The sequence below is a fragment of the Bradyrhizobium sp. USDA 4504 genome, from assembly GCF_054063995.1.
The window spans coordinates 1359987-1385057 of sequence record NZ_JBSSGV010000001.1; the positions used below are offsets into that span (position 1 = coordinate 1359987).

Annotated in this window: 15 protein-coding genes and 1 pseudogene; 9 read left to right on the forward strand and 7 right to left on the reverse strand. The window is 65.2% G+C overall.

All coding sequences use genetic code 11. The features are described from left to right. Positions 1-94 precede the first annotated feature (94 nt). Entirely contained in the window at positions 95-1003 is a 909-nt protein-coding gene (locus tag ACVMB1_RS05860) for a LysR family transcriptional regulator (RefSeq protein ID WP_057015750.1), read from the forward strand. A 91-nt stretch (positions 1004-1094) separates the two neighbouring features. On the opposite strand, the gene ACVMB1_RS05865 is transcribed toward ACVMB1_RS05860, so the two are convergent. Further along, positions 1095-2717: an inorganic phosphate transporter gene (locus ACVMB1_RS05865; RefSeq protein ID WP_057015669.1), complete on the reverse strand. Its 1623-nt coding sequence runs from the start codon at positions 2715-2717 to the stop codon at positions 1095-1097. A gap of 534 nt (positions 2718-3251) precedes the next feature. Continuing rightward, positions 3252-4700: a UdgX family uracil-DNA binding protein gene (locus ACVMB1_RS05870; protein ID WP_076833091.1), complete on the reverse strand. Its 1449-nt coding sequence runs from the start codon at positions 4698-4700 to the stop codon at positions 3252-3254. Positions 4701-5029: 329 nt separating this feature from the next. Here ACVMB1_RS05870 and ACVMB1_RS05875 point away from each other — a divergent pair, with 329 nt between their 5' ends. From ACVMB1_RS05875 to ACVMB1_RS05885, 3 genes and pseudogenes are all read left to right on the forward strand, one after another. Continuing rightward, a complete protein-coding gene (locus ACVMB1_RS05875; protein ID WP_375167000.1) occupies positions 5030-5863 on the forward strand; it encodes an ImuA family protein in 834 nt (277 codons plus the stop codon). After that, a complete protein-coding gene (locus ACVMB1_RS05880; RefSeq protein WP_200844631.1) occupies positions 5754-7403 on the forward strand; it encodes a Y-family DNA polymerase in 1650 nt (549 codons plus the stop codon). The genes ACVMB1_RS05875 and ACVMB1_RS05880 overlap by 110 nt, the downstream gene beginning before the upstream one ends. Continuing rightward, positions 7400-10838 (forward strand): annotated as a pseudogene (locus tag ACVMB1_RS05885) (error-prone DNA polymerase). The gene ACVMB1_RS05880 and the pseudogene ACVMB1_RS05885 overlap by 4 nt, the downstream one beginning before the upstream one ends. A gap of 601 nt (positions 10839-11439) precedes the next feature. On the opposite strand, the gene ACVMB1_RS05890 reads toward ACVMB1_RS05885, so the two are convergent. Beyond that, positions 11440-11727 (reverse strand): hypothetical protein, encoded by a 288-nt coding sequence (locus ACVMB1_RS05890; RefSeq protein ID WP_018270628.1) that lies wholly within the window; start codon positions 11725-11727, stop codon positions 11440-11442. Positions 11728-11849: 122 nt separating this feature from the next. On the opposite strand from ACVMB1_RS05890, the gene ACVMB1_RS05895 reads away from it, so the two are divergent. From ACVMB1_RS05895 to ACVMB1_RS05905, 3 genes are all read left to right on the forward strand, one after another. Then, on the forward strand, positions 11850-13256 hold the full coding sequence (locus tag ACVMB1_RS05895) for a CoA transferase (RefSeq protein ID WP_141339528.1): 1407 nt from the start codon (positions 11850-11852) through the stop codon (positions 13254-13256). A gap of 151 nt (positions 13257-13407) precedes the next feature. Beyond that, positions 13408-14655: an efflux RND transporter periplasmic adaptor subunit gene (locus tag ACVMB1_RS05900; RefSeq protein WP_057015665.1), complete on the forward strand. Its 1248-nt coding sequence runs from the start codon at positions 13408-13410 to the stop codon at positions 14653-14655. A gap of 115 nt (positions 14656-14770) precedes the next feature. Next, entirely contained in the window at positions 14771-17905 is a 3135-nt protein-coding gene (locus tag ACVMB1_RS05905) for an efflux RND transporter permease subunit (protein WP_076833100.1), read from the forward strand. Here ACVMB1_RS05905 and ACVMB1_RS05910 read toward each other — a convergent pair. Together ACVMB1_RS05910 and ACVMB1_RS05915 are read right to left on the reverse strand one after the other, a co-directional pair. Further along, a complete protein-coding gene (locus tag ACVMB1_RS05910; protein WP_141339530.1) occupies positions 17898-18866 on the reverse strand; it encodes an amidohydrolase family protein in 969 nt (322 codons plus the stop codon). The genes ACVMB1_RS05905 and ACVMB1_RS05910 overlap by 8 nt on opposite strands. Before the next feature lie 138 nt (positions 18867-19004). Beyond that, positions 19005-20423, reverse strand: a complete 1419-nt coding sequence (locus ACVMB1_RS05915) for a TolC family outer membrane protein (protein ID WP_141339532.1) — start codon at positions 20421-20423, stop codon at positions 19005-19007. A 242-nt stretch (positions 20424-20665) separates the two neighbouring features. Between ACVMB1_RS05915 and ACVMB1_RS05920 the strand changes: the two genes are divergently transcribed. Next, entirely contained in the window at positions 20666-22537 is a 1872-nt protein-coding gene (locus tag ACVMB1_RS05920) for an acetyl-CoA hydrolase/transferase C-terminal domain-containing protein (protein WP_141339535.1), read from the forward strand. Positions 22538-22612: 75 nt separating this feature from the next. Here the strand turns inward: ACVMB1_RS05920 and ACVMB1_RS05925 are convergent, their stop codons facing one another. Next, positions 22613-23392, reverse strand: coding sequence for an enoyl-CoA hydratase (locus tag ACVMB1_RS05925; RefSeq protein ID WP_141339537.1), 780 nt, complete (start codon positions 23390-23392; stop codon positions 22613-22615). A 124-nt stretch (positions 23393-23516) separates the two neighbouring features. Continuing rightward, positions 23517-24476, reverse strand: coding sequence for a hypothetical protein (locus ACVMB1_RS05930; RefSeq protein WP_246786897.1), 960 nt, complete (start codon positions 24474-24476; stop codon positions 23517-23519). Between the two features lie 49 nt (positions 24477-24525). Between ACVMB1_RS05930 and ACVMB1_RS05935 the strand changes: the two genes are divergently transcribed. Next, a complete protein-coding gene (locus ACVMB1_RS05935; protein ID WP_200844632.1) occupies positions 24526-25071 on the forward strand; it encodes a sigma-70 family RNA polymerase sigma factor in 546 nt (181 codons plus the stop codon).

Here is a 25071-nt window from a genome sequence, read left to right on the forward strand (position 1 = left end):
ACGATCGCTCAATTCGATGGGATTGATCCGGACCATCGAAATATTCCATGACCTTGTGCTAGGCTGGGCCGCCAGCAATGCGGGAGGTGCAAGGGTGGCGGCCAATTCCTCGATCGATCCGATCGACATCGGGACTCTGCGGACCCTTGTGCTGGTCTATGACCTGCAGTCGTTCTCCGCCGCGGCCAAACGGCTCGACGTCAACCAGTCCACCATCAGCTATGCGATCGAGCGGCTGCGCGGCGCGCTGCATGACCCGCTGTTCGTTCGCAGCGGCAATGGCGTGACGGCGACCAAGCGCTGCGCGACGCTGGTTACCTGGGCGCGGGAGATGATCGGCGAGATCGACGGGCTTGCCTCACCGGCGGAATTCGATCCGGCGACGACGCAGGGCAGCGTGACGATCTCCTGCAACTATCACGAACGCCAGACCCTGATCCCGCAGTTCAGCACGCGGCTGCGCGCCGGCGCGCCGCAAGTCCGTCTCGTCCTGCTCGATGCCGCGGGCCACGGCGATGTCCATCTCAAGCAGAACCAGTGCGACATCGTGCTTGGTCCGGTCGGCATCGCCGGCGAAGGCTTCTTCCGGCGCCATATCCTCACCGACCACTACGTCTGCGTGATGGATCGGGCCAATCCGCTGGCGCGCGGCCGGATCGCGCTGTCGGCCTATGCCAGGGCCGAGCATGTCTTCATCACCCACAGCGGTGAGTGGCAGCCGCTCTATCTCGCGGCGCTGAGGGCGAGGAAGATCGAGATCGAGCCAGTGGTCAGCCTGCCCAACCACGACAGTCTGGAGCGCATCATCACAGGCACCAGGCTCGTCGCGACTATCCCGCATCATCTGGCGCGGGCGATGCGCGGCGGCCTCCATGTCGCTGCGCTGCCGTTCCGCGTGCCGATCTCGATCGACATGCACTGGGGCGCCAGGACGGCCAAATCCGGCTTGCACAAATGGGCGCGCGGCCTGCTGGCCGAGGTTGCGAAGGCCTGCGCCGCCTGAGCAAGGAGCCGGGCTGCAGGTCCAAAGCAAAAGGCCCGCACCGGAGTGCGGGCCTTTGTCCGGCGCGTTGCTGCGCCGAAAGCGTGGGGCGTCAGAACAGGTGGTAGAACACGTAGTACAGAACGCCCGAGATGATCATCGCGGCCGGCAGCGTCAGCACCCAGGCCATCGCGATGTTGCGGATCGTGGCCCATTGCAGGCCGGAGCCGTTGGCGGCCATGGTGCCGGCGATGCCTGACGACAGCACGTGCGTGGTCGAGACCGGCAGGCCGTAGCCGTCGGCCGCCGCGATCGTCGCGGCCGCCGTGATCTCGGCGCAGGCGCCCTGCGCGTAGGTCAGGTGGGTCTTGCCGATCTTCTCGCCGACGGTGACGACGATACGCTTCCAGCCGACCATGGTGCCGAGGCCGAGCGCGATGGCGACGGCGAACTTCACCCAGCTCGGGATGAACTTCGTCGCGGCATCGAGCGAGCCCTTGTACTGGTTCAGCGTGGCGATGTCGGCAGCGGTCAGCTCGGCTTCCTTGTCCTTCATCAGGAAACGGATCGCCTCGGACGCCAGGTACATGTCGTTACGGGTGTTGCCGACCGCGTCAGCCGGGAACTTGGCCAGCGATCCATACTGGGCAACCTGCTGGCCGATGTCGCGCACCAGCACCGCAAGCGACGGAAAGGTGCCTTCGTTGATCTGGTGCTGCGCGACATAGTTGGTCACAGCCGGGCGCGGGTTGCCGATCACGTTGTAACCGGCGGCCTTGCCTTCGATGACCTTGCTGGCCGCGGTCGAGTGCGCCGTGAACAGCTCGATCTGGCTCGAGGGCATTGCGCGGTTCAGCGCATAGGCGGTCGGCACGGTGCCGATCAGGATCAGCATGATCAGGCCCATGCCCTTCTGACCGTCATTGGAGCCGTGGAAGAAGCTGACCAGTGTGCAGGTCAGGATCAGGATGCCGCGGATCCACCACGGCGGCGGCTGGTCGCCGACCGGTTCGCCGAACAGCGCCGGCGTCGCGCGCTGCAGCGCGATCTTGAGGAGGTAGAGCAGGCCGGCGGCGAGCGCGAAGCCGAACAGCGGCGACAGCAGCAGCGCCTTCGCGATGTTGGTCGCCTGCGACCAGTCGACGCCCGAGGTGCCGTCACGGCCGCGCAGCAGCGCGTTGGTGATGCCGACGCCCATGATCGAACCGATCAGGGTGTGCGAGCTCGAGGCCGGCAGGCCGAGCCACCAGGTGCCGAGATTCCAGATGATGGCGGCGATCAAGAGCGCGAACACCATGGCAAAGCCGGCACTGCTGCCGACCTGCAGGATCAGTTCGACCGGAAGCAGCGAGACGATGCCGAACGCGACGGCGCCGCTGGAGAGCAGCACGCCGATCAGGTTGAACATGCCCGACCACACCACGGCGACATGCGCCGGCAGCGAGCGGGTGTAGATCACGGTGGCGACCGCGTTCGCGGTGTCATGGAAGCCGTTGACGAATTCGAAGCCGAGCGCGATCAGCAGCGCGACGAACAGCAGGATATACGGCAGGAACGAGGTGATGCGCGTGCCGGTGGCGTCGACATCGGCATAGATGCTGTAGGCAACGAACAGCAGCGCGGCCGCAACCACGCCCAAATAGATAACCCCGGTGAGAGGATGAAAGCCCTTGTCGAGGTCCGGACCCTTTTTCAGGGCGGGCTCGATCGAGCCGGGTAACGCCATATCGCTCATGGTAAACTCCTGTCCCAATGCTCCCGATTTTGATCGATGCATATGACAAGCAATTGAAATCCGGCCCGCGAGACGCGCGGTCTCCCGTGGCGGTGGACATCGAGCCGAAGTTTTGTGCAACGCATTGAGCGCGCACGTGCCTTCGCGGCCTCGTGGCAATCTTCAGCAAAAAGGGATTGCCGATCGCGACGGAAACCTCTGGCCTGCGTTTCGCGGGACGAGACAATGTGCGGAGGACATCACACCGGCATCCGGCCGGCCGGGCAGCCGGAGAATTCGGCGGGCGCCTGCGAGTGGAAGGTTGCGAAATGAGGGAGGGGGATTGAGAGATGAGGTGGCGCGCCGCACGATCGGGGCTAGCAAACCGCGCAGCGCGCCCGCCTCAGGGTACGTCATGGCGTGAACATGACGCCCGATACCTGCGGAACATGCTACCCTACCACGGATCAATTAAAGGTTGTAGGTATTTGTCCGCGGCTTAGAACAATTTCTCGTTGCGATGTGGTTCCTCAGGTTCCGCTGGTTTTACGGAACTCAAGCTGCATCGACTGATCTGCGCAACTGATGTGCGGCGATTTTCAGGTCGTCGATAAAGCGCTGATATTCCAGCGCCTTGGCTTTTTCATCCGGCAGCCGCAACAGATAGGACGGGTGCACAGTGACGAGCACCTTGGTTCCGTCGTGGTCGATCAGATGGCCGCGGTTCTTGTTGATCGGCGTGATCTTGCCGAGCACGCTCTGCGCCGCGGTGGCGCCGAGCGCCATCACGAGGTCCGGCTTGATGGTGGCGAGCTCGCGCTCATACCACTGGCGGCAGGCGCGGATCTCCGGTGTGCTCGGCTTCTGGTGCAGCCGGATCTTGCCGCGCGGCACGAATTTGAAGTGCTTCACTGCATTGGTGACATAGACCTTGCGGCGATCGATGCCGGCTTCCTGCAGCGCTCGATCGAGCATCTGGCCGGCCGGTCCGACGAAGGGGTGGCCTGCGAGATCTTCCTTGTCGCCGGGCTGCTCGCCGACCAGCATCAGCGTTGCGCTTTGCGGTCCCTCGCCGAACACGGTCTGGGTTGCGTCTTTCCACAGCGGGCAGGCGCGGCAATCGGCGGCCTCCTCGCGCAAGGCCGCGATGGTGTCGTGAGCTTGCCTGCCTTGAACTTGCTTGCCTTGAACTTGCTTGCGGGGCATCGGCGTATCCTGCCGCTTCTGCGGCTCGGCCGCCTTGCGTGCGATGAAGGGGCCGCTGGTCATGCGCATTGCGTCTTCGATCAGAGGCTTAATGATCGAGTCCTCGGGCAGGTTCCTCCAATAGGCTTGCGGCATCTCCATCACTTTCAGCCGTGCGGGATTGAAGCGGCCGTTGTCGTGACGCCGCCAGGCCTCCTCGAGCCGGTCCTCGGTCGGCACTTCGGATTTGGCGACGCCCGGCGTGATCGAGATCGCGTGCCCGTCCCAATGTGCGCAGACGTCGGGGGTCAGGATCGACCACGGCATGTCGGCGAAGCGGCCGGCGAAGAACGGCGCGGCAAGCTCGACGATGTGATGCTCCGGCTCGAACCATGCGACGTAATGAGCCGTCCGCTCGCGGCCGATCTCGCGGAAGCGCAGATGCGCATGCATCCTGTCGATATCGACATAGACCGCGCGCGCCATCGCGTGGACCTCGGCGATATCGGGATCATCGGTCGCACTGAGCAGATCGTGACGGCTGCGCAGCCGCCACAGCAGGCGATAGAGCAGGGCAAAGCGTTCGTCACTGCGATGCAGGATCGCGGCCTTTGCGAGCTCGACGAATTTGGCCGACACATTGAACCGCGCCTGCGGCGTATCCGGCAATTCATTCACGCAGGATGCCGACGACAATTCGTCGTCGCTGCGTACGGTCCATGTGATCTCCGCGGGCTTCACATCGTTCAGCGCCAATCGCCGCGCGGCCTTGCGCCAGCCCTCGAAATCGGTGTCGTTGTCGAGCACGATGATGCGCATGCGATTGCTCCGTTTCCGTCACGCCGTCATTTTCGGGGCCTGCGTGCCTGACTTGCGGAAGATCAGGGCCTGTCCGGTTCGGCGGCTGCTGAATCCCATTGATTCCACTCATGAATCGATGATCTCACCAATCCGATTGACTCCGTGGGCCCTGTTAGCTTTATATTAGAACATATCATGAACAAATGAGCCAGTCCCTGGTTCTCTGTTCAGACCAGTGACGGCCTCAAATTTTGGTTGGAAGGAGCGGCGCATATGCCGGAGCGCGATCAGCAAAAGTGGTCGCCGGTTTTGCGTCCGATCGCGCTCCTCTTTTTTAAGAAAGGCGCATGATCTTGTCGCCAAACCGCTCACACTTTGGCGGATCATGCGCCGCCGCACGCATAGGTACGCTTGCGTCTCTGCGCGGCAGCATCGCGCGTATCGAGGCGTCATCGGATGCGGCGATGCCGAACCGCGTCGCGCTCGGCCATGCCGGCGCGGATGCGATGCTGCGCGGCGGGCTTGCGCCGGCGGCATTGCACGAGGTGTTCGCGGCCGGCCATCAAGGCGGCGCGGCGACCGGCTTCATTGCGGGGCTCGCCGGACGGCTGTCGGCACGCAAGCCGCTGGTCTGGGTGCGGCAGGATTTTTCCGATCGCGAAAACGGCGCGCTATCGATGCGCGGGCTTGCCGGGCTCGGCCTCGATCCGCGCCTCTTGGTCACGGTGCGCGCTGCCGATGTCGATAGCGGCCTGCGCGCCGCGGCCGACGCGCTCGCCTGCGATGCGCTCGGCGCGGTCGTGCTCGAGGTCTGGGGCCAGGCGCGCCAGCTCGATCTCGTCGCCAGCCGCAAATTGACCCTGGCCGCGCAGGCCTCCGGCGTCACCGCGCTGGTGCTGCGGATCGCGGCAACCCCGATCCCCTCGACCGCGGAGACGCGCTGGATCGTGCGCGCGGCGCATTCGCCGCCGGGCAATGCCGCGAGCGTGTGGGGCGCGCCGCGCTTCGAGGCCGAACTCGTGCGCAATCGTCATGGCCCTGTCGGGCGATGGATCATGGAATGGAAATGTGATGAGTGCCAATTCAGTGAACCGTCGGCGTATCCTCAGCCTGTGGCTGCCACGCCTGCCCATCGACCGCATCAAGCGCAAGCTCGCGCAGGACATCGCCTCGCAAGTTGATGCACGGGAGGTGGCAGGGCTCCCTCTCCCGCAAGCGGGAGAGGCGAAGAAAGCAGAACTCCCCAGCGTCGTCGTCACAAAAGACCACAACGCGATCCTGCTGCATGCTGTCGACGAGGCCGCGGTGCGCGCCGGGCTGTCGATCGGGCTGCCGCTCGCCAATGCGCGGGCGATCTGTCCGGAGCTCACGGTCTATGATGCCGATCCCGCCGCCGATCTGAAGACGCTGAACGACATCGCCGACTGGTGCGATCGCTTCACGCCGCTGGTCGCGCTCGATCTGCCTTACGGTCTGTTTCTCGACATCACCGGCTGCGCGCATCTGTTCGGCGGCGAGCGCGCGCTGCTGCAGACCGTGACGGGGGCGCTGAGCCGGCGAGGCTTTGCCGTCAGCGCGGCGATTGCCGGCACCTCGATCGCGGCGCGTACGCTGACGCGCACCGCCTCGGGCAAGATTGTCCCCGATAGCGAGGAAGCGGCGGCGGTCGGCCCGCTGCCGGTGTCGGCGCTCGGTGCCGATGCCGCTGTCACCACCGGCCTGCGCCGCGCCGGCTTGAAGACCATCGGCGATGTCGCCTCGCGCGCGCCGCATGAAATCTCGGCGCGGTTCGGTGCGGCCTTCACCACCTTGCTCAGCCACGCGCTCGGGCAGGGCGATGCCCCGATCAGCCCGCGCAAGCCGCTGCCCGATTACATCGTCGAGAAGCGTTTCCCCGAGCCGATCGCGACCGACACCGTGATCGCGCTGACGCTCTCAAGCCTCGCCAAGATGCTGGTTGCGGCGATGGACAAGCAGGGCAAAGGTGCGCGGCAGCTGGAAGCGAGCTTCTTCCGCACTGACGGTGCGGTGCGCGCGATCATGGTCGAGACCGGGCGTCCGGTGACGCGGCCCGAGATGATCGATCGCCTGTTCCGCGAGCGGCTCGATGCGCTGAATGATCCGCTCGATCCCGGCTTCGGCTTCGATCTCATTCGCCTCGCCGCAGGGCGTACCGAGATCGTGGTACAGCAGCAGCGCGATCTCGACGCCACCATACACGACAATGACGAGCTCTCGGCGCTGATCGACCGCATCGCCGCCCGCATCGGCGGAAAACGCGTCGTCGTGCATCTGCCGCTGGAGAGCCACATCCCCGAACGATCGGCGCTCGCGCTGCCGGCGCAGCATCATCTGGCCGCGGCCAGCGCCGCCGCCTGGCCGGAGCACGTTGCGAGCGAACCACCGCTGCGTCCCTTGCGGCTATTCGAGCAGCCCGAACCGATCAAGGTGCCGTTCGCGACCGTGCCCGACGGTCCGCCGCATCAATTCACCTGGCGGCGCGCGCAGCACGAGGTGGTGCGGGTCGAGGGCCCCGAGCGCATCGCGATGGAATGGTGGAAGCAGGACGGCGCGTCGCTGACGCGCGATTATTTCCGCGTCGAGGATGCCGAAGGCCAGCGCTTCTGGATCTTTCGCGACGGTCTCTACGAGAGCGAGCTGCGCGACGAGGAGGGCAAGCCCGTTCCGGCCAACTGGTATGTGCATGGGCTGTTCGCATGAGCGCACCTCCACCTGATTATGCCGAGATCGGCATCACCAGCAATTTCTCCTTCCTGCGCGGCGGTTCCGATCCGCGCGCCTATGTGCATCAGGCGAGCGAACTCGGGATTTCCCGTGATCGGGCTCGCCGATCACAACACGCTGGCCGGCGTGGTGCGCGCCTGGAAGGAGCTCGACAGCGAGAAGGTTGCCCATCCGCCAAAGCTTTTGATCGGCGCCCGCATCGTCTTCATCGACTCTACGCCCGACATCCTGGTCTATCCGCGCGATCGCGCCGCCTATGGCCGGCTGTGCCAGCTCCTGACCCGCGGCAAGCGCGGCGACGACATCGTGCGGATCGAGAAAGGCGAGTGCCATCTGAAGCTCGCCGACCTCCTCGACTTCGTCGAGGGGCAGCTCCTGGTGCTGGCGCTGCCGCATCGCTTTGAGGAGGCAGGCACGCTCGATCTGCTTGCAAAGCTGAAGGCAAGCGCCGCCGACGGCGTCTGGCTCGCCGCAAGCCTGCTCTATCGCGGCGACGACAGGCGCCGCCTCGCGCGGCTGCATGGCCTCGCCACCGACGCCGGTGTGCCGCTCATCGCCACCAACGAGGTGCTCTATCACCATCCGGCGCGCCGCCCGCTGCAGGACGTGCTGACCTGCATCCGCGAAAAGACCACGATCGAGGCGGTCGGCCGCAGGCTCGAGGCCAATGCCGAGCGGCATCTCAAGCCGGCGCATGAAATGATCAGGCTGTTTCGCGATCTGCCGGACGCGATCGCGGAAACCATGCGCTTTGCTGCACGCATCTCTTTCTCGCTCGACCAGCTCAAATATCAGTATCCCGACGAGCCGGTGCCGCCGGGCAAGACCGCGCAGCAGCATCTGGAAGATTTGACCTGGGCCGGTGTCGACAAATATTTCGGCGGCGAGATCGACGAAAGGCTTCGCACCACCCTGAACAAGGAGCTCGCGCTGATCGCCGAGCTGAAATACGCGCATTACTTCCTCACCGTGCACGACATCGTGCACTATGCGCGCAGCCAGAACATCCTGTGCCAGGGACGCGGCTCGGCAGCCAATTCCGCGGTCTGCTTCGTGCTTGGCGTCACCTCGGTCGATCCGACCAAGGTCGATCTGTTGTTCGAGCGCTTCATCTCCAAGGAGCGGCTGGAGCCGCCCGACATCGACGTCGATTTCGAGCATTCGCGGCGCGAGGAGGTGATGCAATATGTCTACCGCCGCTACGGCCGCCACCGCGCCGCGATCATCGCCACCGTGATCCATTATCGCCCGCGCAGCGCGATCCGTGACGTCGGCAAGGCGCTCGGGCTGACCGAGGACGTCACCGCGGCGCTCGCCGACACCGTGTGGGGCAGCTGGGGCAAGGGCCTCAACGACATGCAGGTGCGACAGGCCGGGCTCGATCCCAAAAATGCGATGATCAACCTCGCGGTCGAGCTCGCCACCGAGCTGATCGAGTTTCCGCGTCATCTCTCGCAGCATGTCGGCGGCTATGTACTGACCCAGGACCGGCTCGACACCTATGTGCCGATCGGCAACGCCGCGATGGACGACCGCACTTTCATCGAATGGGACAAGGACGACGTCGACGCCCTTAGCATGATGAAGGTCGACGTGCTGGCGCTGGGCATGCTGACCTGCATCCGCAAATGTTTTGACCTGATCGCCGACCACAAGGGCGAGCACTGGGAGCTAGCTTCGGTCCCGCAGGACGACAAGAAAGTTTACGACATGCTGTGCCGCGGTGAATCGCTCGGCGTGTTCCAGGTCGAGAGCCGGGCGCAAATGAACATGCTGCCGCGGCTGAAGCCGCGTACCTTCTACGATCTCGTCATCGAGGTCGCGATCGTGCGCCCGGGGCCGATCCAGGGCGACATGGTGCATCCTTATCTGCGCCGGCGGAACGGCCAGGAAAAGGTCAGCTATCCATCGCCAGCGCCCGACCAGGGCGACAAGGACGAACTCTACAACGTGCTGCACAAGACGCTCGGCGTGCCGCTGTTCCAGGAGCAGGCGATGCGGATCGCGATCGAGGCGGCCCATTTCACCTCTGAGGAAGCCAATGGCCTGCGCCGCTCGATGGCGACCTTCCGCAATCTCGGCACCATCGGCAGCTACGAGGAGAAGCTGGTCGGCAACATGGTGGCGCGCGGCTACGATCCGGATTTCGCCCGCAGCTGCTTCGACCAGATCAAGGGCTTTGGCAGTTACGGCTTCCCGGAAAGCCATGCCGCGAGCTTTGCCCAACTCGTCTACATCTCCTCATGGCTGAAGCACCATCATCCGGATGCGTTCTGCTGCGGCCTGCTCAACTCGCAGCCGATGGGCTTCTATGCCCCGGCCCAGATCGTCGGCGACGCCCGCAAGAACGGCATCACGGTGCGCGAAGTCGATGTCTCCTTCAGCTTTGCGCAGAACACGCTCGAGGAGAAGGTCGGCGATCATTGCGCGGTGCGGCTCGGCTTTCGCCAGATCGACGGATTTCACTGGGTGGATGAGGACGAGGAGAGGCTGAAACAGCTTCAACTGTCATTCCGGGATGGTGCGCTAGCACCAGACCCGGAATCTCGAGATTCCGGGTTCTCGCTTCGCGATCCCCGGAATGACGGTGTTGAGACAGACTGGGCCGACCGCATCGTTGCCGCGCGCAACCGCCGGCCGTTCACCTCGCTGGAAGACTTCGCGCGCGACACCGGCCTGCCCAAGCGCGCGCTGATCCTGCTCGCCGACGCCGATGCGTTCCGCTCGCTCGGGCTCGACCGCCGCGAGGCGCTGTGGGCGGTGCGCCGGCTGCCCGACGACGTGCCGCTGCCGTTGTTCGAGGCCGCCACCGCACGCGAGCAGCCGGATGAGGGCGCCAAGCCGCTGCCGGAGATGCCGCGTCCGGAGCAGGTGGTCGCCGACTATCAGACCATCCGCCTGTCACTGAAGGGCCATCCGATGGAGTTTTTGCGCGACACCTTTACAAAGGAGCGCGTCGTCGCCTGTCACACCATCAACCGGAGCAACGACCGCCGCCGCGTCCGCTGTGCCGGCGTCGTGCTGGTGCGGCAGCGGCCGGGCAGCGCCAAGGGCGTCGTGTTCATGACACTGGAGGACGAGACCGGCATCGCCAACATCGTGGTGTGGCCGAAGGTGATGGAGCAGTACCGCAAGGAGGTGATGGGCGCGCGCCTGATCCTGGTCGAGGGCTATATCCAGAGCAGCCCGGAGGGCGTGACGCATCTGGTGGCGCAGCGCATGACCGATCGCTCCCACGATCTGATCGGCCTCGCCAACGAATCCTTGAGCCGCAAGCATCCGGTGCCGGCGGGCCCCGCGCTGATCGAGCCGCTCAACGACGACCGCCGCGATCACGGCGACAACTCGCCGCAAAAGATCCGCCACCCACGCAACGTCCGCATCCTGCCGCCGTCCCGCGATTTTCATTGAACCGCGTGCGACGGCTCTCTCACCGTCACCCTGAGGACACCTGTGGTCCTACCCCGAGCTTTCTACCCATTGCTCGGGGCCCATGGGTGCGATCGGCACCCGGCTTTCCCTGCGCCCTCTGTTCAAAAGAGAGGGCGGAACGAGATGCAAAGCTCGGACAAAACATGTCGTGAGAACGCGGAAGCATGACTCACATACCGCGCCACACACTCATCGTCGTCCCGGCGAAGGCCGGGACCCACAACCACCGTTGCAAATGGTTACGCTCTGCTGGAACGACGAGTGCCATCCACAACATCCGCTGCGGCGTATGGGTCCCGGCCTTCGCCGGGACGACGCCTGGGACTTAACCACCGAAGCAAATTGCTATGCACTCTTGCAACGGCGAGTCCCGCCTACAACATTCGCCGCGGCGTATGGGTTCTCCGAGTTCATGCGGCGCGAACGCGCCATTGTCCATCCAACCAGTTCATCGACTGATGTCGCGCGAATGCGAACGTGTAACCTACACGCCAATGCTGACACGTAGCTTACAGCTGGTCCCTGTCGGGCGGGTCTCACCGTCGCATCGATGGCGGATGACTTCCTCAGCCGCTGCATGCTACTCCACCGCGGCGCCGACCGGCGGTCCGCCCGGCGGGCGGTGCAGGAAGGTGATCGATGCGTAGGCGCCGACCCACGAGCCGAGGGCGGCGAAGGCGACGTAGAGCCAGTTTTCGGTGTAGCTGATCACCGCATAGGAGGAGAGCACATACCAGACGCTGCTCCAGGTCGCCGCCGGCACGCGCTTGCGCGCCACGACCGCCGAGGTGAACATGACATAGACCGCGTCGGTCGCTGCGGTCGCGAGGAAGACAGCGCCGGCGGTGAGAGGATCGATGGCAGCCATTGCAACTCCTGTGTGGGTCGGGCAGAGCTGGATATAAGCAGGGCCGGAAATGATTGTTGGGATCGGGCACCGCCTTTTTGTCATCATGCTCGGGCATAGGATAATCGCAAACGGGTATGCGCATGCAGGACATTCGTGAAATCCTTTCCGATGTCTGGACCGGCGCCGGCGGCGCGCCGGCCGCGCTCGATGCGGTCACATTGACCGGCAGCGAGCCGCAGCTGCCGTCGTCGTTTCGGGTCGCAGCCGCAGCGCAGGCGCCGATCGCAGCAGCCGGCCTCGCCGCGGCCGAGATCTGGAAGGCCCGCAGCGGCGAGCAGCAGGACGTCGCGGTCGACATCCGCCATGCCGTCGTCGAATGCCGCAGCGAGCGCTATTTGCGCGTCGACGACAAGCCGCCGCCGCCGGCCTGGGACAAGATCGCCGGCGTCTATCGTGTCAAAGACAACCGCTTTGTCCGCCTGCACACCAATTTCCCGCATCATCGCGACGCCGTCTGCAGGGTGCTCGGCTGCAACGCTGAGCGCGACGAGGTCCAGGCCGCGCTGCTGCAATGGGACGGCGAGGCGTTCGAGACCGCGGCCTACGCCGCCGGCGGCGTCGTCGCCTTGATGCGCTCGCACGACGAATGGTCGGCGACGCCGCATGCCAAAGAACTGGCAAAACTGCCGTTGATCTCGATCGAGAAGATCGGCGAAGCCGCGCCGAAGCCGTGGCCCGCCGGCAGCCGGCCGCTGGCCGGCATCCGTGTGCTCGATCTGTCGCGCGTGATCGCCGGTCCCGTCGCTGGCCGCACGCTCGCGGCGCATGGTGCCGAGGTGCTGCTGATTTCCGGTCCCGATCTGCCGGCGATCCCCTGGCTCACCATCGACACCGGCCGCGGCAAGCTCACGAGCTTCCTCGAGCTGCGGAGCGAAGAGGGGCGGGGCGTGATGCAGGGTCTGGTGGCGCAGGCCGATATTCTCTCGCAGGGCTATCGGCCGCAGGCGATCGCGCGGCTCGGCTTCTCGCCGGAGGAAGCGGCGCGGATCAATCCCGGGATCGTCTATGTGACGCTGTCGGCCTATGGCCATGCCGGACCATGGGCCGGGCGCCGCGGCTTCGACTCGCTGGTGCAGACCACGACCGGCTTCAATCATGCCGAAGGGCAGGCGGCCGGCACGGACGGGCCGAAGGAATTGCCGGCCCAGATGCTCGACCACGCCACCGGATATTTCATGGCGTTCGGTGCCATGATGGCGAAGGCCCGCCAGGCCCGCGAAGGCGGCAGCTGGCACGTCCGGGTATCGCTGGCGCAGACCGGGCGCTGGCTGTGGAATCTTGGCCGCCTCGAAGGAGGCCTTGCGACCGGGGACCTGAAGGCGGATGCGGTGCAGCGCTTCATCGAACGGCTGCCGTCCGGCTTTGGTACGCTGAGCTCGGTCCGGCATGCCGCAGTGCTGTCCAGCACACCGGCCCATTGGTCCCGTCCGGCCATGCCGCTCGGCAGCCACCCTCCGGAGTTTCCTGCCCCGGAGTTTCCCGGATGAGACATTCAGCTGCCGTTCAGGCTATGCAAACTTTAACGACAGGCGTCGCCGAATGGCGATTTTTAGGTTGTTTGATACGCCAATTCAGCACTATTAGCGCACCGCTGGGGCCGTCCCGCCGGATGCTGCAACGATCGACCCCGCGGACCGCATGGTGAAAGAGTTTACCAAGAGAATGCAGAGCTTTAGCCGTCCGCGCCTGGTCGTGGCCGCGGCGCTGCTGGCGGTTGCCTGCGCGGGTGCCTATGGCTACACGCGTTTCGGCTCGGAAAAGCAGACATCTTCGGAAGTCTCCAGCCAGTCCCGCAAGGGCGGCGCGCGCTATGCGCCGTCGGCGGCCGAGTGGGCCAGCCTGACCTTCCAGACCGTGAGCGAGCACACTTTCCGCTCCGAGCTGGTGACCGAGGGCAAGATCGGCATCGATGAGGACCGCTCCACCCCGGTCTATTCGCCCTATACCGGGCGTGTCACCCGCCTCATGGTGCGGCCGGGCGATGCCGTTGTGAAGGGCCAGCCGCTGTTCGTGATCGAGGCGGCCGACACCGTGCAGGCGCAGAACGATTACATCGCGGCGATGACCGGCCTCAACAAGGCGCAGTCGGCGCTCGACCTGGCGCAGATCCAGGAGAAGCGCGCCAAGGATCTGTCCGAGGGCAAGGCGATCCCGCTGAAGGATTATCAGCAGGCCCAGACCGCGCTGGTGCAAGCGCAGAACGATGCGCGCTCGGCGCAGACGCTTTTGGAAGCGGCGCAGAACAAGCTGCACATTCTCGGCTTCGGCGACGACGACATCACGACGCTGCGGCAGAAGGGCCGCCTCAATCCGGAGACGACGGTGTTCGCGCCGATCGGCGGCACCGTGGTCCAGCGCAAGGCCGGTCCCGGCCAGTATGTCTCGACCGGTGCCAGCGACCCGGTCTACGTGATCGGCGATCTGTCGACGGTCTGGCTGATCGCCTTCGTCCGCGAATCCGACGCAGACAATGTCGCGGTCGGCCAGGACCTCACCTTCAGCGTGATGGCGCTGCCGGGCAAGACGCTGAACGCCCGGGTCAACTATGTCGCCGCGGCGATCGACGCGACCTCGCGCCGGCTCCTGGTTCGCGCCACCATCGACAACGCCGACAAGCGGCTGAAGCCCGAGATGTTCGCCAATGTGACGCTGTATTCGAAGGGCGATCACCCGGCAGTCGGCGTGCCGAAGCAGGCGCTGATCTACGAGGGCGACCAGGTTCGGCTCTGGGTCGCGAGGGCCGACGACAAGACCATCGAGCTGCGTCAGATCAAGCCCGGCCTCATCAATGGCGACCTCGTCGAGGTGGCCGGCAACCTCAAGCCGGGCGAGCAGATCGTGACGAAGGGAAGCCTCTTCATCGACCGCGCCGCATCAGGCACCTAAGCGCATGATCCGGAAAAGTGGGAAGCGGTTTTCCCTCGCGACAAACGCGCAACGCGTTTGCGCGGAGATCACGCTCAATAAGAAAATTCCCTTCCAGTTGAAAGCGCCGATCTGAATGGATCGCCTCGTCGCCCTTGCCGTCAATCGCCGCTACTTGATGGTGGCCATGTTTGTGGCCGTCTTGATCGGCGGCCTGCTCGCGTTCAAGCAGCTCAACATCGAGGCCTATCCCGATCCGACCCCGCCGATGGTCGATATCGTGACGCAGAGCCCGGGCCTCTCGGCCGAGGAGATCGAACGCTACATCACGATCCCGATCGAGACCCAGGTCGCCGGCATCAAGAACCTCAAGACCATCCGTACCATCTCGCTGTACGGCCTTTCCGACGTCAAGCTGCAGTTCTCCTTCGACTACACCTATGACGAGGCGCTGCAACAGGTGCTCAACCGCCTGTCGCAGCTCGCGCCGCTGCCGGGCAACGTGCTGCCCGGCATCTCGCCGCTCAGCCCGATCGGCGAAATCTTCCGCTACCGCCTGAAGGGACCGCCTAACTACAGCGTGCTCGACCTCAAGACGCTGCAGGACTGGGTGCTGCAGCGCCGCTTCCGCGCGGTGCCCGGCGTGATCGACGTCACCGGCTGGGGCGGCAAGACCAAGACCTACGAGATCCAGGTCGACTTCAACAAGCTGGTCGCCAACGGACTGACGCTGCCGCAGGTGCTGCAGGCGGTGTCCAACGCAAACATCAATGTCGGTGGCAACACCGTGAACATCGGTTCGCAATCGGCCGTGGTGCGCGGCGTCGGCCTGATCCGCTCGATCGACGACCTCGCCAACACCATGGTCTCGCAGTCCGGCGGCAATCCGGTGCTGGTGCGCGACATCGCCCATGTCACGATCGGCGAGAAGCCGCGGCTCGGCATCGCCGGCCTCGACAATGACGACGACATCGTGCAGGGCATCGTCCTGATGCGCCGCGGCGAGCAGAGCTCGCCGACGATTACCCGCGTCGAGCAGCTGGTCCACGACATCAACCATTCCTCGATCCTGCCGCCCGGCGTGAAAATCGAGCGGATCTACGACCGCAAGGACCTGATCGAGCTCACCACCCACACCGTGCTGCACAACATGGTGGTCGGCATCCTCCTGATCGTGCTGTTGCAGTGGATATTCCTCGGCGACCTCCGCAGCGCGCTGATCGTCGGTGCGACGATCCCGTTCGCGCTGTTCTTCGCCGTGATCATCCTGGTGCTGCGCGGCGAATCCGCCAATCTGCTGTCGGTCGGCGCGATCGATTTCGGCCTGATCGTCGATGCCACCGTGATCATGGTGGAGGCGATCTTCCGCCGGCTGTCGCAGACCACCGCGCTGTCGGAACACGAGCGAAGCCACATCTCCGAGGACACGGTGATGGGGATGAAGAGCCACGCGATCCTGTCGGCGGCCGCCGACGTGTCGCGCTCGATCTTCTTTGCCGCGGCGATCATCATCGCGGCGTTCCTGCCGCTGTTCACGCTGTCCGGCGTCGAGGGCAACATCTTCGGCCCGATGGCGCGCACCTATGCTTACGCGCTGGCCGGCGGGCTGCTGGCGACGTTCACGGTCACTCCGGCGTTCAGCGCGATCATCCTGCCGGCGCATATCCACGAGACCGAGACCTGGATCGTCAAGAAGCTCGACGCGATCTACCTGCCGGTGCTGAACTGGGCGATCGCCAACCGCAAGCTGGTGATGGCCGGCGCGGCCGGCCTCGTGGTCATGACCATCATCTTCGCGCGCTTCCTCGGCCTCGAATTCCTGCCCAAGCTGGAAGAGGGCAATCTGTGGATCCGCGCCACGCTGCCGCCGACGATCTCGCTGCAGGAGGGCAATGCCTATGTCAACGAGATGCGGAAGCTGATCCGCAGCCGTCCCGAGGTGGTATCGGTGGTGTCGCAGCACGGCCGTCCCGACGACGGCACCGATGCGGCCGGCCTGTTCAACGCCGAATTCTTCGCGCCGCTGAAGCCGGCCAGCGAATGGCCAAATACTCACGACAAGGACGTGCTGACCGCGCAATTGCTGGCGCAGTTGCAGGAGAAATTCCCGGGCGTCGAATTCAATTTCTCGCAGTATCTGCAGGACAACGTGTCGGAAGCGGTGTCCGGCGTGAAGGGCGAGAACTCGATCAAGCTCTACGGCAATGATCTGCAGGCGCTGACCGACACCGCCAACAAGATCAAGTCGGTGCTGTCGACGGTGCAGGGCGTCACCGATCTTGCGGTGTTCACCTCGCTCGGCCAGCCGACCATCCAGATCGACGTCGATCGCGCGCGCGCCGCGCGCTATGGCCTGTCGCCGGGCGACATCAACGCCACGATCCGGGTTGCGGTCGGCGGCGACAGCGCCGGCGACCTCTATGAGCCCGGCAGCGACCGGCACTTTCCGATTATCGTCCGCCTTGCGCCGGAATATCGCAAGAGCGCGGAGGCGATCCAGAACTTGCGGATCGGGGTGGCCAACGCCAACGGCGGCATCACGCAGATACCGCTCTCCGAAGTGGCCTCGATCAACCTGATCTCCGGCGCGGCCTATATCTACCGCGAGCAGCAGGAGCGCTATTTGCCGATCAAGTTCTCGGTCCGCGAGCGTGACCTCGGCAGCGCGATCCGGGAGGCGCAGCAGAAGATCGACGAGCAGGTGCAGCTGCCGCCGGGATCGCGTGTCGAGTGGGTCGGCGAGTTCGGCAATCTGCAGGACGCGATCAGGCGGCTGTCGATCGTGGTGCCGATCAGCCTCGCGCTGATCGCGGTGCTGTTGTTCTTCAATTTCGGCTCGATGGTCGACACCATGCTCGCGATGAGCGTGATCCCGATGGCGATCTTTGGCGGCGTGCTCGGGCTGCTGATCTCGGGGATTCCGTTCAGCGTGTCGGCGGCGATCGGCTTCATCGCGCTGTTCGGCATCGCGGTGATGGACGGCATCATCATCCTGTCGCAGTTCAACCAGCTGATCGACGAAGGCTACGACCGGATGCGCGCGGTGATCCGCACCGGCGAGCTGCAGTTGCGTCCGGTGCTGATGACCTGCGTGGTGGCGGGCGTCGGCCTGTTGCCGGCGGCGATTTCGGAAGGCATCGGCTCGCAGGTGCAGAAGCCGCTCGCCATCGTCGTCGTCACCGGCATGATGCTGGCGCCGCTGGTGATCCTGATCACGCTGCCGGTCTTGATCTCCTACTTCTCGCGCCGGCCGAAGGACGGCCTCAGGTGAAGCCGTAGAGCCGCGCCGGATTGTCGACCAGGATCGCCTTGCGGACCGCGGCGTCCGGCGCCCAGACCGGAAGCTGGTTGAGGAGGCGGCCGTCGTCGATCTGAAACAGCGGCGTCACGTCGGTGACCTTCTTGCCTTGCGGCGTCACCGAATCCGGGTGCGGCCAGTCGGTGCCCCAGACGATACGCTCGGCATTGGCCGCGATCAGTGCCTGTGCCAGCGGCGTGGCGTCGGCATAATCGGGCGCAAGCTTGGAGGCGCGGTAGGCGCCGGAAATCTTGACATAGGCCTTGCCGGACTTGACCAGCGCGAGCAGGTCGGCAAATCCCGGCTGGTCCGTGCCGAGCGCGGCCTCGGCGCCGCCGAAATGGTCGAACACGACCGGCACCGGCGCTGTAGCGACAAGGTCCTTGATCGCGGAGATCATGGCGAGGCTGGTGAACAGCTGCACATGCCAGCCGCGCGCCTTCATCCGCTCGATCGCGGCCGAGAAGCGCTGCCGGCCGACATTGGGATCGTTGACGCCGCCGGTCGCGAGGTTGAGGCGGATGCCGCGGAAGCCGGCCTTGTTCATGGCATCGAGATCGCTCTCGCTGGTCTTGTCGTCGATCACGGCGACGCCGCGCGCGGTCGGCCCGCGGGCCGTGATGCCGAACAGGGTCGACGAATTGTCGGGGCCATAGACGCTCGGCGTCACGATCACCACGCGCTCGACATGGAGCGCCTTGTGCAGCGCGCTCATCTCCTCCGGCGAGGCCGGTTCCGGCGTGTAGACGCGGCCGGCGAAGAACGGGAATTTCTCGGGGTCGCCATGGATGTGGGTGTGGCAGTCGCATGCCCCGGCAGGCACGTCGAAGTTCACCGCGGTCGATGGCTGCGCTGCCTTGGAAAATGCGTTGCTGCTGGTCATGGTCACTCCGGCTGCGATGGAAGCCAGCATCATATCGCGTCGCGTCAGCATTGGACGTCTCCCTGCGTGCTCGGCTGTTATGCGCGTCATACGCGCGCCGGCATTATGGGTTGCCGGCGGGGGCGGAGGTTATCGGCGGAGAGAGCGGGCGGGAAGGGCCCGTTCGCGGTGCGAACGGTTCCACGATGCCTATTGTCCCGACGGCGTGCGCAGGCCGTGCCAGGCGTCGCGCACCTGATGGTAGTGCACCTCGGGCAGATAATCCGGCGTCTTCAGGTTCAGCGTCTTGACGTCGAGGCGCCCGGTCGCGCTGAGCAGCGTGTAGGAGGCGATCACGCGGTCGCGCTGCGCACCGATCAGCCGTGCCCGCGCGGTGATCAGATCCTGCTGCGCGTTGAGCACGTCCACCGTGGTGCGCTGGCCGCCCGCGGCTTCCTTCTGCACGCCGGCCAGCGCAACCTCCGCGGCCTTCATCTCGGATTCGGAGGCCGATACCGCGATCTTGGCGCCCTCATTGGCGACCCACGCGCTGACGACGGCGGTCTTGGCCTGATTGCGGACCTGATCCAGCACCAGCCGGCTCTGCGCCGCGACCTCCTTGGTCTGCCGGGTCTGCGACGCGGCGGTGCCGCCGTCATAGATCGGCTGCGTCACCTGACCGATCACCGAGGCTTGATCGGTGCCGAAGCTGCCGAGCGTGGTGTCGGTGTCGCGGCTGCGGCTGACGCTGCCCTGCACGGAGACATTCGGCATCAGACTGCTCTCGGCGACGCGAATCGAGGTCGAGGCGACGTCGACGTCGAAGCCTGCCGCGGTGACGGCGGGATGCTCGCGGAGCGAGAGCGCGATCGCATCCTCGCGGCTGCGTGGCAGCAGCCGGTCGATGGTCTCGGCCGGACGCAACTGGGATGGCGCACTGCCGACCACCTGCGCATAGGTGGCCTGGCTGATCGCGTAATTGACCTCGGCGGCGTTGAGGTCGGCGAGGCCGCGGTTGAGCCGCGCCTCGGCCTGGGCGGTATCGGTCGGCGTCACGTCGCCGGCATTGAGGCGTCGTTCGGTGATTGCCCGGGTCTCCTTCAGGAAGGCGACGTTGGCGCGCTGCGCCTCGACCAGGGTCTGGTTGGCCAGGACGTTGGTGTAGGCGGTGACGGCGTCGAGCAGCACACCCTGGCCGACATTGCGCAACGCCTCGCGGCCGGACTGCACCTGCAACTCGGCGACGCGGACGCTGTTGGCGGTCTTGAAGCCGTTGAACAGGGTCTGCGTCACCGTGACGCCGATCTGCCACGGCTTCAGCGTTGCGGTCTGGATCACATTGCCGGGCAGCTGGTCGCGCACCGCTTGCAGACCAACCGACAGGCCGGCGATGATCTGGGGACGGTAGCCGGCCAGCGCCTGCGGCACGTTCTCGTCGGTCGCACGCTGGCGCGCCCGCTCGGCGTTGAGTTGCGGATTGGTCTGATACGCCTTGACCAGGGCGTCCGGCAGGCTCTCGGCGCGTGCCGCGGTCTCCGTCAGCAGCGCACATGCCAGCGCGCCAAGGCCGATGCCCGACAAAAGCACGCGCCTCGCTACGTCGCCGACCCTCGCGGCACGCTCAACCATGTGATCCCGCAAACCAAAACTCCGGCAGTGCGCCCCCGCCGATGCCGCCGACACATCTACCTGTTTACGGGGCGGTGCCGCCACAGACAAACCGCCGCGCGACATCTGCACATCATTTCAGTTCTTGTCTGTTGCCGGTTCGTCACAGGCGCACGTATCGGTCATATGAAGTATAAGTTTGAACCGCCGGCCGTCGATTCAACGATGCCGGTTATCCACCGTCTCTTCCGGGTCCATTGCTAATGCCGATATTCTTCTCCGACCCCGAGGCGATCGCGGAGCACATCATTCGTGACGTCGGAACCGAACTGGTGGTCGGGCTGCCGCTCGGCCTCGGCAAGGCCAACCACATCGTCAACGCGCTGTATGCGCGAGCAGTGGCCGACCGCTCCATCAACCTGACGCTGTTCTCCGCGCTGACGCTGGAAAAGCCGAAGCCGAAGAGCCTGCTCGAACGGCGCTTCATCGGACCGGTGACCGATCGCCTGTTCGGCGGCTATCCAGATCTCGCCTACGCGGATGCGCTGCATCACGGCGCACTTCCGCCCAACATCAAGGTGATCGAGTTCTTCTTCCTCGCGGGGCAGTGGCTGCACCAGCCATTCGCGCAACAGCACTACATTTCCGCCAACTACACCCATGCGGCGTCATATTTGTTGTCGCGCGGACTGAATGTCGTGCCTCAGCTCGTTGCCAAGCGCATGGTCGACGGCGTGCCGCGCTACAGCCTGAGCTGCAACACCGACACCACGCTCGACGTGCTGCGCGCCCGTGCGCAGGGGCGGGCGTCGTTCAAGCTGATCGGCCAGGTCAATTCCGAGCTGCCCTTCATGCCCGGCGCCGGCGACCTGCCGGCGGATGAATTCGCCGCGGTGCTCGACAGTCCCGAGACCGATTTCCCGCTGTTCGCGCCGCCGTCCGAGCCGATCAGCGACACCAAATATGCGATCGGCTTGCACGCCGCCGGTCTGGTCCGCGACGGCGGCACGTTGCAGATCGGCATCGGGCAGGTCGGCGACGCGCTGGCGCAGGGGCTCGTGGTCCGCCATCGCGACAACGCCCAATTCCACGGCATCATGCAGCGCCTTGCGCCCGGTACCAGGCAACTCGCCGCGGCCGAGACCGGGTCGTTCGAAGAGGGTCTCTACGGCGTCAGCGAGATGCTGTTCGAGGCGTTCCTCGGGTTGATCGACGCCGGCATCCTCAAGCGCGAGGTCGGCGGCGTGATCCTGCACGGCGCATTCTTCCTGGGCCCGCCATCATTCTACCGGGCGCTGCGCGAGATGGCACCGGAGCAGCTGGCGCGAATCCAGATGATGCCGGTTTCCTTCACCAACGAGATCTTCGGCGACGAGGACGGCAAGCGTCGCGCCCGGGTCGATGCGCGCTTCGTCAACAATGCGATGATGGCGACGCTGCTCGGCGCTGCGATCTCGGACGGTCTCGAGAACGGCCAAGTCGTGAGCGGGGTCGGCGGCCAGTACAATTTTGTGGCGCAAGCATTCGCGCTCGAGGGCGCACGTTCTGTGCTGGCGCTGGAGGCGACCCGTCAGTCCGGCAAGCAAGCGCAGTCGAACATCCGCTGGTCCTATGGACATGAGACCATCCCGCGGCATCTGCGCGATGTCTTTGTCACGGAATATGGCGTTGCCGACGTCAGGGGGAAATCCGATGCCGACGTGATCGCCGCGATGCTGCAGGTCTCGGACTCCCGCTTCCAGGGCGAATTGATGCGGCGGGCAAAGGATGCCGGCAAGCTGCAACGCAGCTACGAGATTCCTGCGGCGCATCGCGAAAATTATCCCGAGCGCATCGGCGATGCGCTGAGGCCCGCGCGCGATGCCGGGCTGCTGCCGTCATTCCCGTTCGGCAGCGACTTCACCGATGTCGAGCAGCGGTTGATTCCGGCCTTGCAGATCTTGCAGCAGGCGCAGCACACGCCGCTGCAACTCGCCGGCCTGCTGTGGCAGGGCATGCGACATCCGCCCGATGCCGCCGACCGCGAATGCCTGGCGCGGCTCGGTCTCGACAAGCCGACGCATTTCGACGAGCGCGCCTATCGCGCGCTCGTCACCGCGGCATTGCAACGGAGCCGAATGGCTAAAGCGCGATGAGATCATCGCGCCTTAGCCTGTTGTCTGAGCATGATCTTGTCCGGAAAACCGCTTCGCACTTTTCCGGATCATGCTTTAGCGGTTCTTGTTGACCGGCTTGCGCTTCTCGATGAACGCCGCCATGCCCTCGGAGCGATCCTCGAGCGCGAAGGTCGAGTGGAACAGGTTGCGCTCGACATTCATGCCCTCCGCGAGCGGCGTCTCGAACGCGCGGTTGATGGCTTCCTTGGCCATCGCGGCGGCCGGACGCGACATCGAGGCGATCTTCTCGGCTGCCGCGAGCGCCTCCTCGAGCAGCTTGTCGGCCGACACGATCCGCGACACGAGGCCCGAGCGTTCGGCTTCCGCCGCATCCATCATCCGCCCGGTCAGGCAGAGGTCCATCGCCTTCGACTTGCCGATCGCACGGGTCAGGCGCTGCGTGCCGCCGATGCCGGGAATGGTGCCGAGGGTGATTTCCGGCTGGCCGAACTTGGCGGTGTCGGCGGCGATGATGATGTCGCACATCATCGCGAGCTCGCAGCCGCCGCCGAGCGCATAGCCCGCGACCGCGGCAATGGTCGGCTTGCGGCAACGGGCGACGCGGTCGCCGCCGATGGCGGTGAAATCGCTGTTGAACATGTCGATGAAGCCTTTCGGCTGCATCTCCTTGATGTCGGCGCCGGCCGCGAAGGCCTTCTCGCTGCCGGTGATCAGGATACAGCCGATCTTGTCGTCGGCCTCGAGATCATCGACCGCCGCGGCGATCTCGCGGAACACGCCGAACGAGAGTGCATTCAGCATTTTCGGCCGGTTCAGCGTGATGACGCCGACCGGTCCCTTGCTTTCGACAATGATGAATTCGAACGTAGCCATGGACGCAAACCCCGTGCCTGATTTGCCGGGCAATGTGCCCGCTGACGGGATGCGCTTCAAGTGGCTGAAACGAGGCTTTGGGCTGCGGTGCGGCGCCCCCCGCGCCGCACCGCAGGTGCCTCCGCTAGGCCATGAACATGCGCGCGGCGGAGGCCACCGTGAGCAAAGCGCCGAACCCGATGAAGATCTTCCCGATCAGCGAGGTCTGGTCCCAGCTCGCGCTGTCGCTGCTCGCCAGAACCGGGGCCGGCTTGGGTGCAGCCACGGCAACCGTCGGCGGCGGCGCCGGCGATGCCTCCTGTTGAGCGGTCTGCGGCTGGGCCGGCTGCGGCTGTTCCGCCGGCTGCTCCTGCTGCAGGGCTCGGTCGACCTCGTTGAGCTGGTCGGATGCGACCACATTACCGTCGGACTGGTCTGCGGGCTTGTCGGCCGCGGCAATCAACACATTGGCTTTCACCGGCGTCGCCGCTGCATTGTCGTCGCCGGAGGTCAGCTCCGCATTGGCGTTGGCGACGGTGGCGGGAATGCCTGCCGAGGTGACCCTGCCGGCGTCGTTATTGGTGGCCTTCTTGCTGTCGGATTTGTCGGCGGTCTTGTCAGCGGTCCTGGAGGACCGGTGGCGTGCCGAGCGCCGGCCATGCCGCGAACTCTGCTCGGCAGACTTTTCGGTCGTTGCGCTGTCGGATTTCGATGCCGATGCGTCCGATCCGGCCGCATGCGCCGGCAACGGAGCCGCGAGACACACAAGAAGCCCTGTCAGTCCTGTCGCAACCATCAATGCCAAGCGCCCGCTGGCTTTGATCTTCATTTTGATGATCTCCCCATGTCGCCCGCCCAAGGGCGAAAAGAGACCCCGCTGCGTGTCCACACCGGGGCAGAAAAAGGGAATCTTCGGGCATCCGGGGGCAAAAGCTGGGCAATTTCTTCCCAGTGGCCCATCGACGGCAGCAGCACCGATGCTTGTCGGACCGATCGGTGTTATGAGCCGTGACGTCTGGAAACCCGCCGGAGCGATTCTTTGAGGCCGATCCTCGGCGCGGTCTTGCTGGAGGATAGAGATCACGAATTCGTGATCGTCTGGCATGCCGCGTAACGAACTGAAAGATCGGCCGAATTGCAATTCAGGAGCCTGCGTGCGCGAACGTGAGGATGAATGGACCGGCCTGATGCGGTCGGCCATTTCAGGCGATGATGCGGCGTACCATCGCCTGCTCAAGGCCATCACGCCGGTGCTCCGTGCTGCGGCGCGCCGCGGCCTGGCGCGCGCGGGACAACCGGTCGATCAGTCCGAGGACATCGTGCAGGACATCTTGTTGGCGGTACATTTGAAGCGACAGACCTGGGACACCAGCGCGGCGTTCGCGCCGTGGCTGTTCGCGATCGCGCGCAACAAGCTGATCGACGCGCTGCGCCGCCGCGGCAAGCGGATCTTCGTCAACATCGATGATTTCGCCGAGACGCTGCCCGGGGAAACACCGGAACCGACGGCCTCACCGGGCGAGGTGAGCGCCCAGTTGCAGGCTTTGCCCGCGCGGCAGCGCGAGGTGCTGCATTCGATTGCGGTCGACAGCGCCTCGATCAAGGACACCGCGGCGAAATTCTCGATGACCGAGGGCGCGGTGCGAGTCGCGCTGCATCGCGGGCTTGCGAGCCTCACCGCGAAATTACGGGATCGATGA

Coding starts and splice junctions, on each gene's coding strand:
- ACVMB1_RS05865 (WP_057015669.1), bottom strand. CDS start 2,717: ATGAGCGATATGGCGTTACCCGGCTCGATCGAGCCCGCCCTGAAAAAG.
- ACVMB1_RS05870 (WP_076833091.1), bottom strand. CDS start 4,700: ATGCGCATCATCGTGCTCGACAACGACACCGATTTCGAGGGCTGGCGC.
- ACVMB1_RS05875 (WP_375167000.1), top strand. CDS start 5,030: ATGATCTTGTCGCCAAACCGCTCACACTTTGGCGGATCATGCGCCGCC.
- ACVMB1_RS05880 (WP_200844631.1), top strand. CDS start 5,754: ATGAGTGCCAATTCAGTGAACCGTCGGCGTATCCTCAGCCTGTGGCTG.
- ACVMB1_RS05890 (WP_018270628.1), bottom strand. CDS start 11,727: ATGGCTGCCATCGATCCTCTCACCGCCGGCGCTGTCTTCCTCGCGACC.
- ACVMB1_RS05895 (WP_141339528.1), top strand. CDS start 11,850: ATGCAGGACATTCGTGAAATCCTTTCCGATGTCTGGACCGGCGCCGGC.
- ACVMB1_RS05900 (WP_057015665.1), top strand. CDS start 13,408: ATGGTGAAAGAGTTTACCAAGAGAATGCAGAGCTTTAGCCGTCCGCGC.
- ACVMB1_RS05905 (WP_076833100.1), top strand. CDS start 14,771: ATGGATCGCCTCGTCGCCCTTGCCGTCAATCGCCGCTACTTGATGGTG.
- ACVMB1_RS05910 (WP_141339530.1), bottom strand. CDS start 18,866: ATGCTGACGCGACGCGATATGATGCTGGCTTCCATCGCAGCCGGAGTG.
- ACVMB1_RS05915 (WP_141339532.1), bottom strand. CDS start 20,423: ATGGTTGAGCGTGCCGCGAGGGTCGGCGACGTAGCGAGGCGCGTGCTT.
- ACVMB1_RS05920 (WP_141339535.1), top strand. CDS start 20,666: ATGCCGATATTCTTCTCCGACCCCGAGGCGATCGCGGAGCACATCATT.
- ACVMB1_RS05925 (WP_141339537.1), bottom strand. CDS start 23,392: ATGGCTACGTTCGAATTCATCATTGTCGAAAGCAAGGGACCGGTCGGC.
- ACVMB1_RS05930 (WP_246786897.1), bottom strand. CDS start 24,476: ATGCCAGACGATCACGAATTCGTGATCTCTATCCTCCAGCAAGACCGC.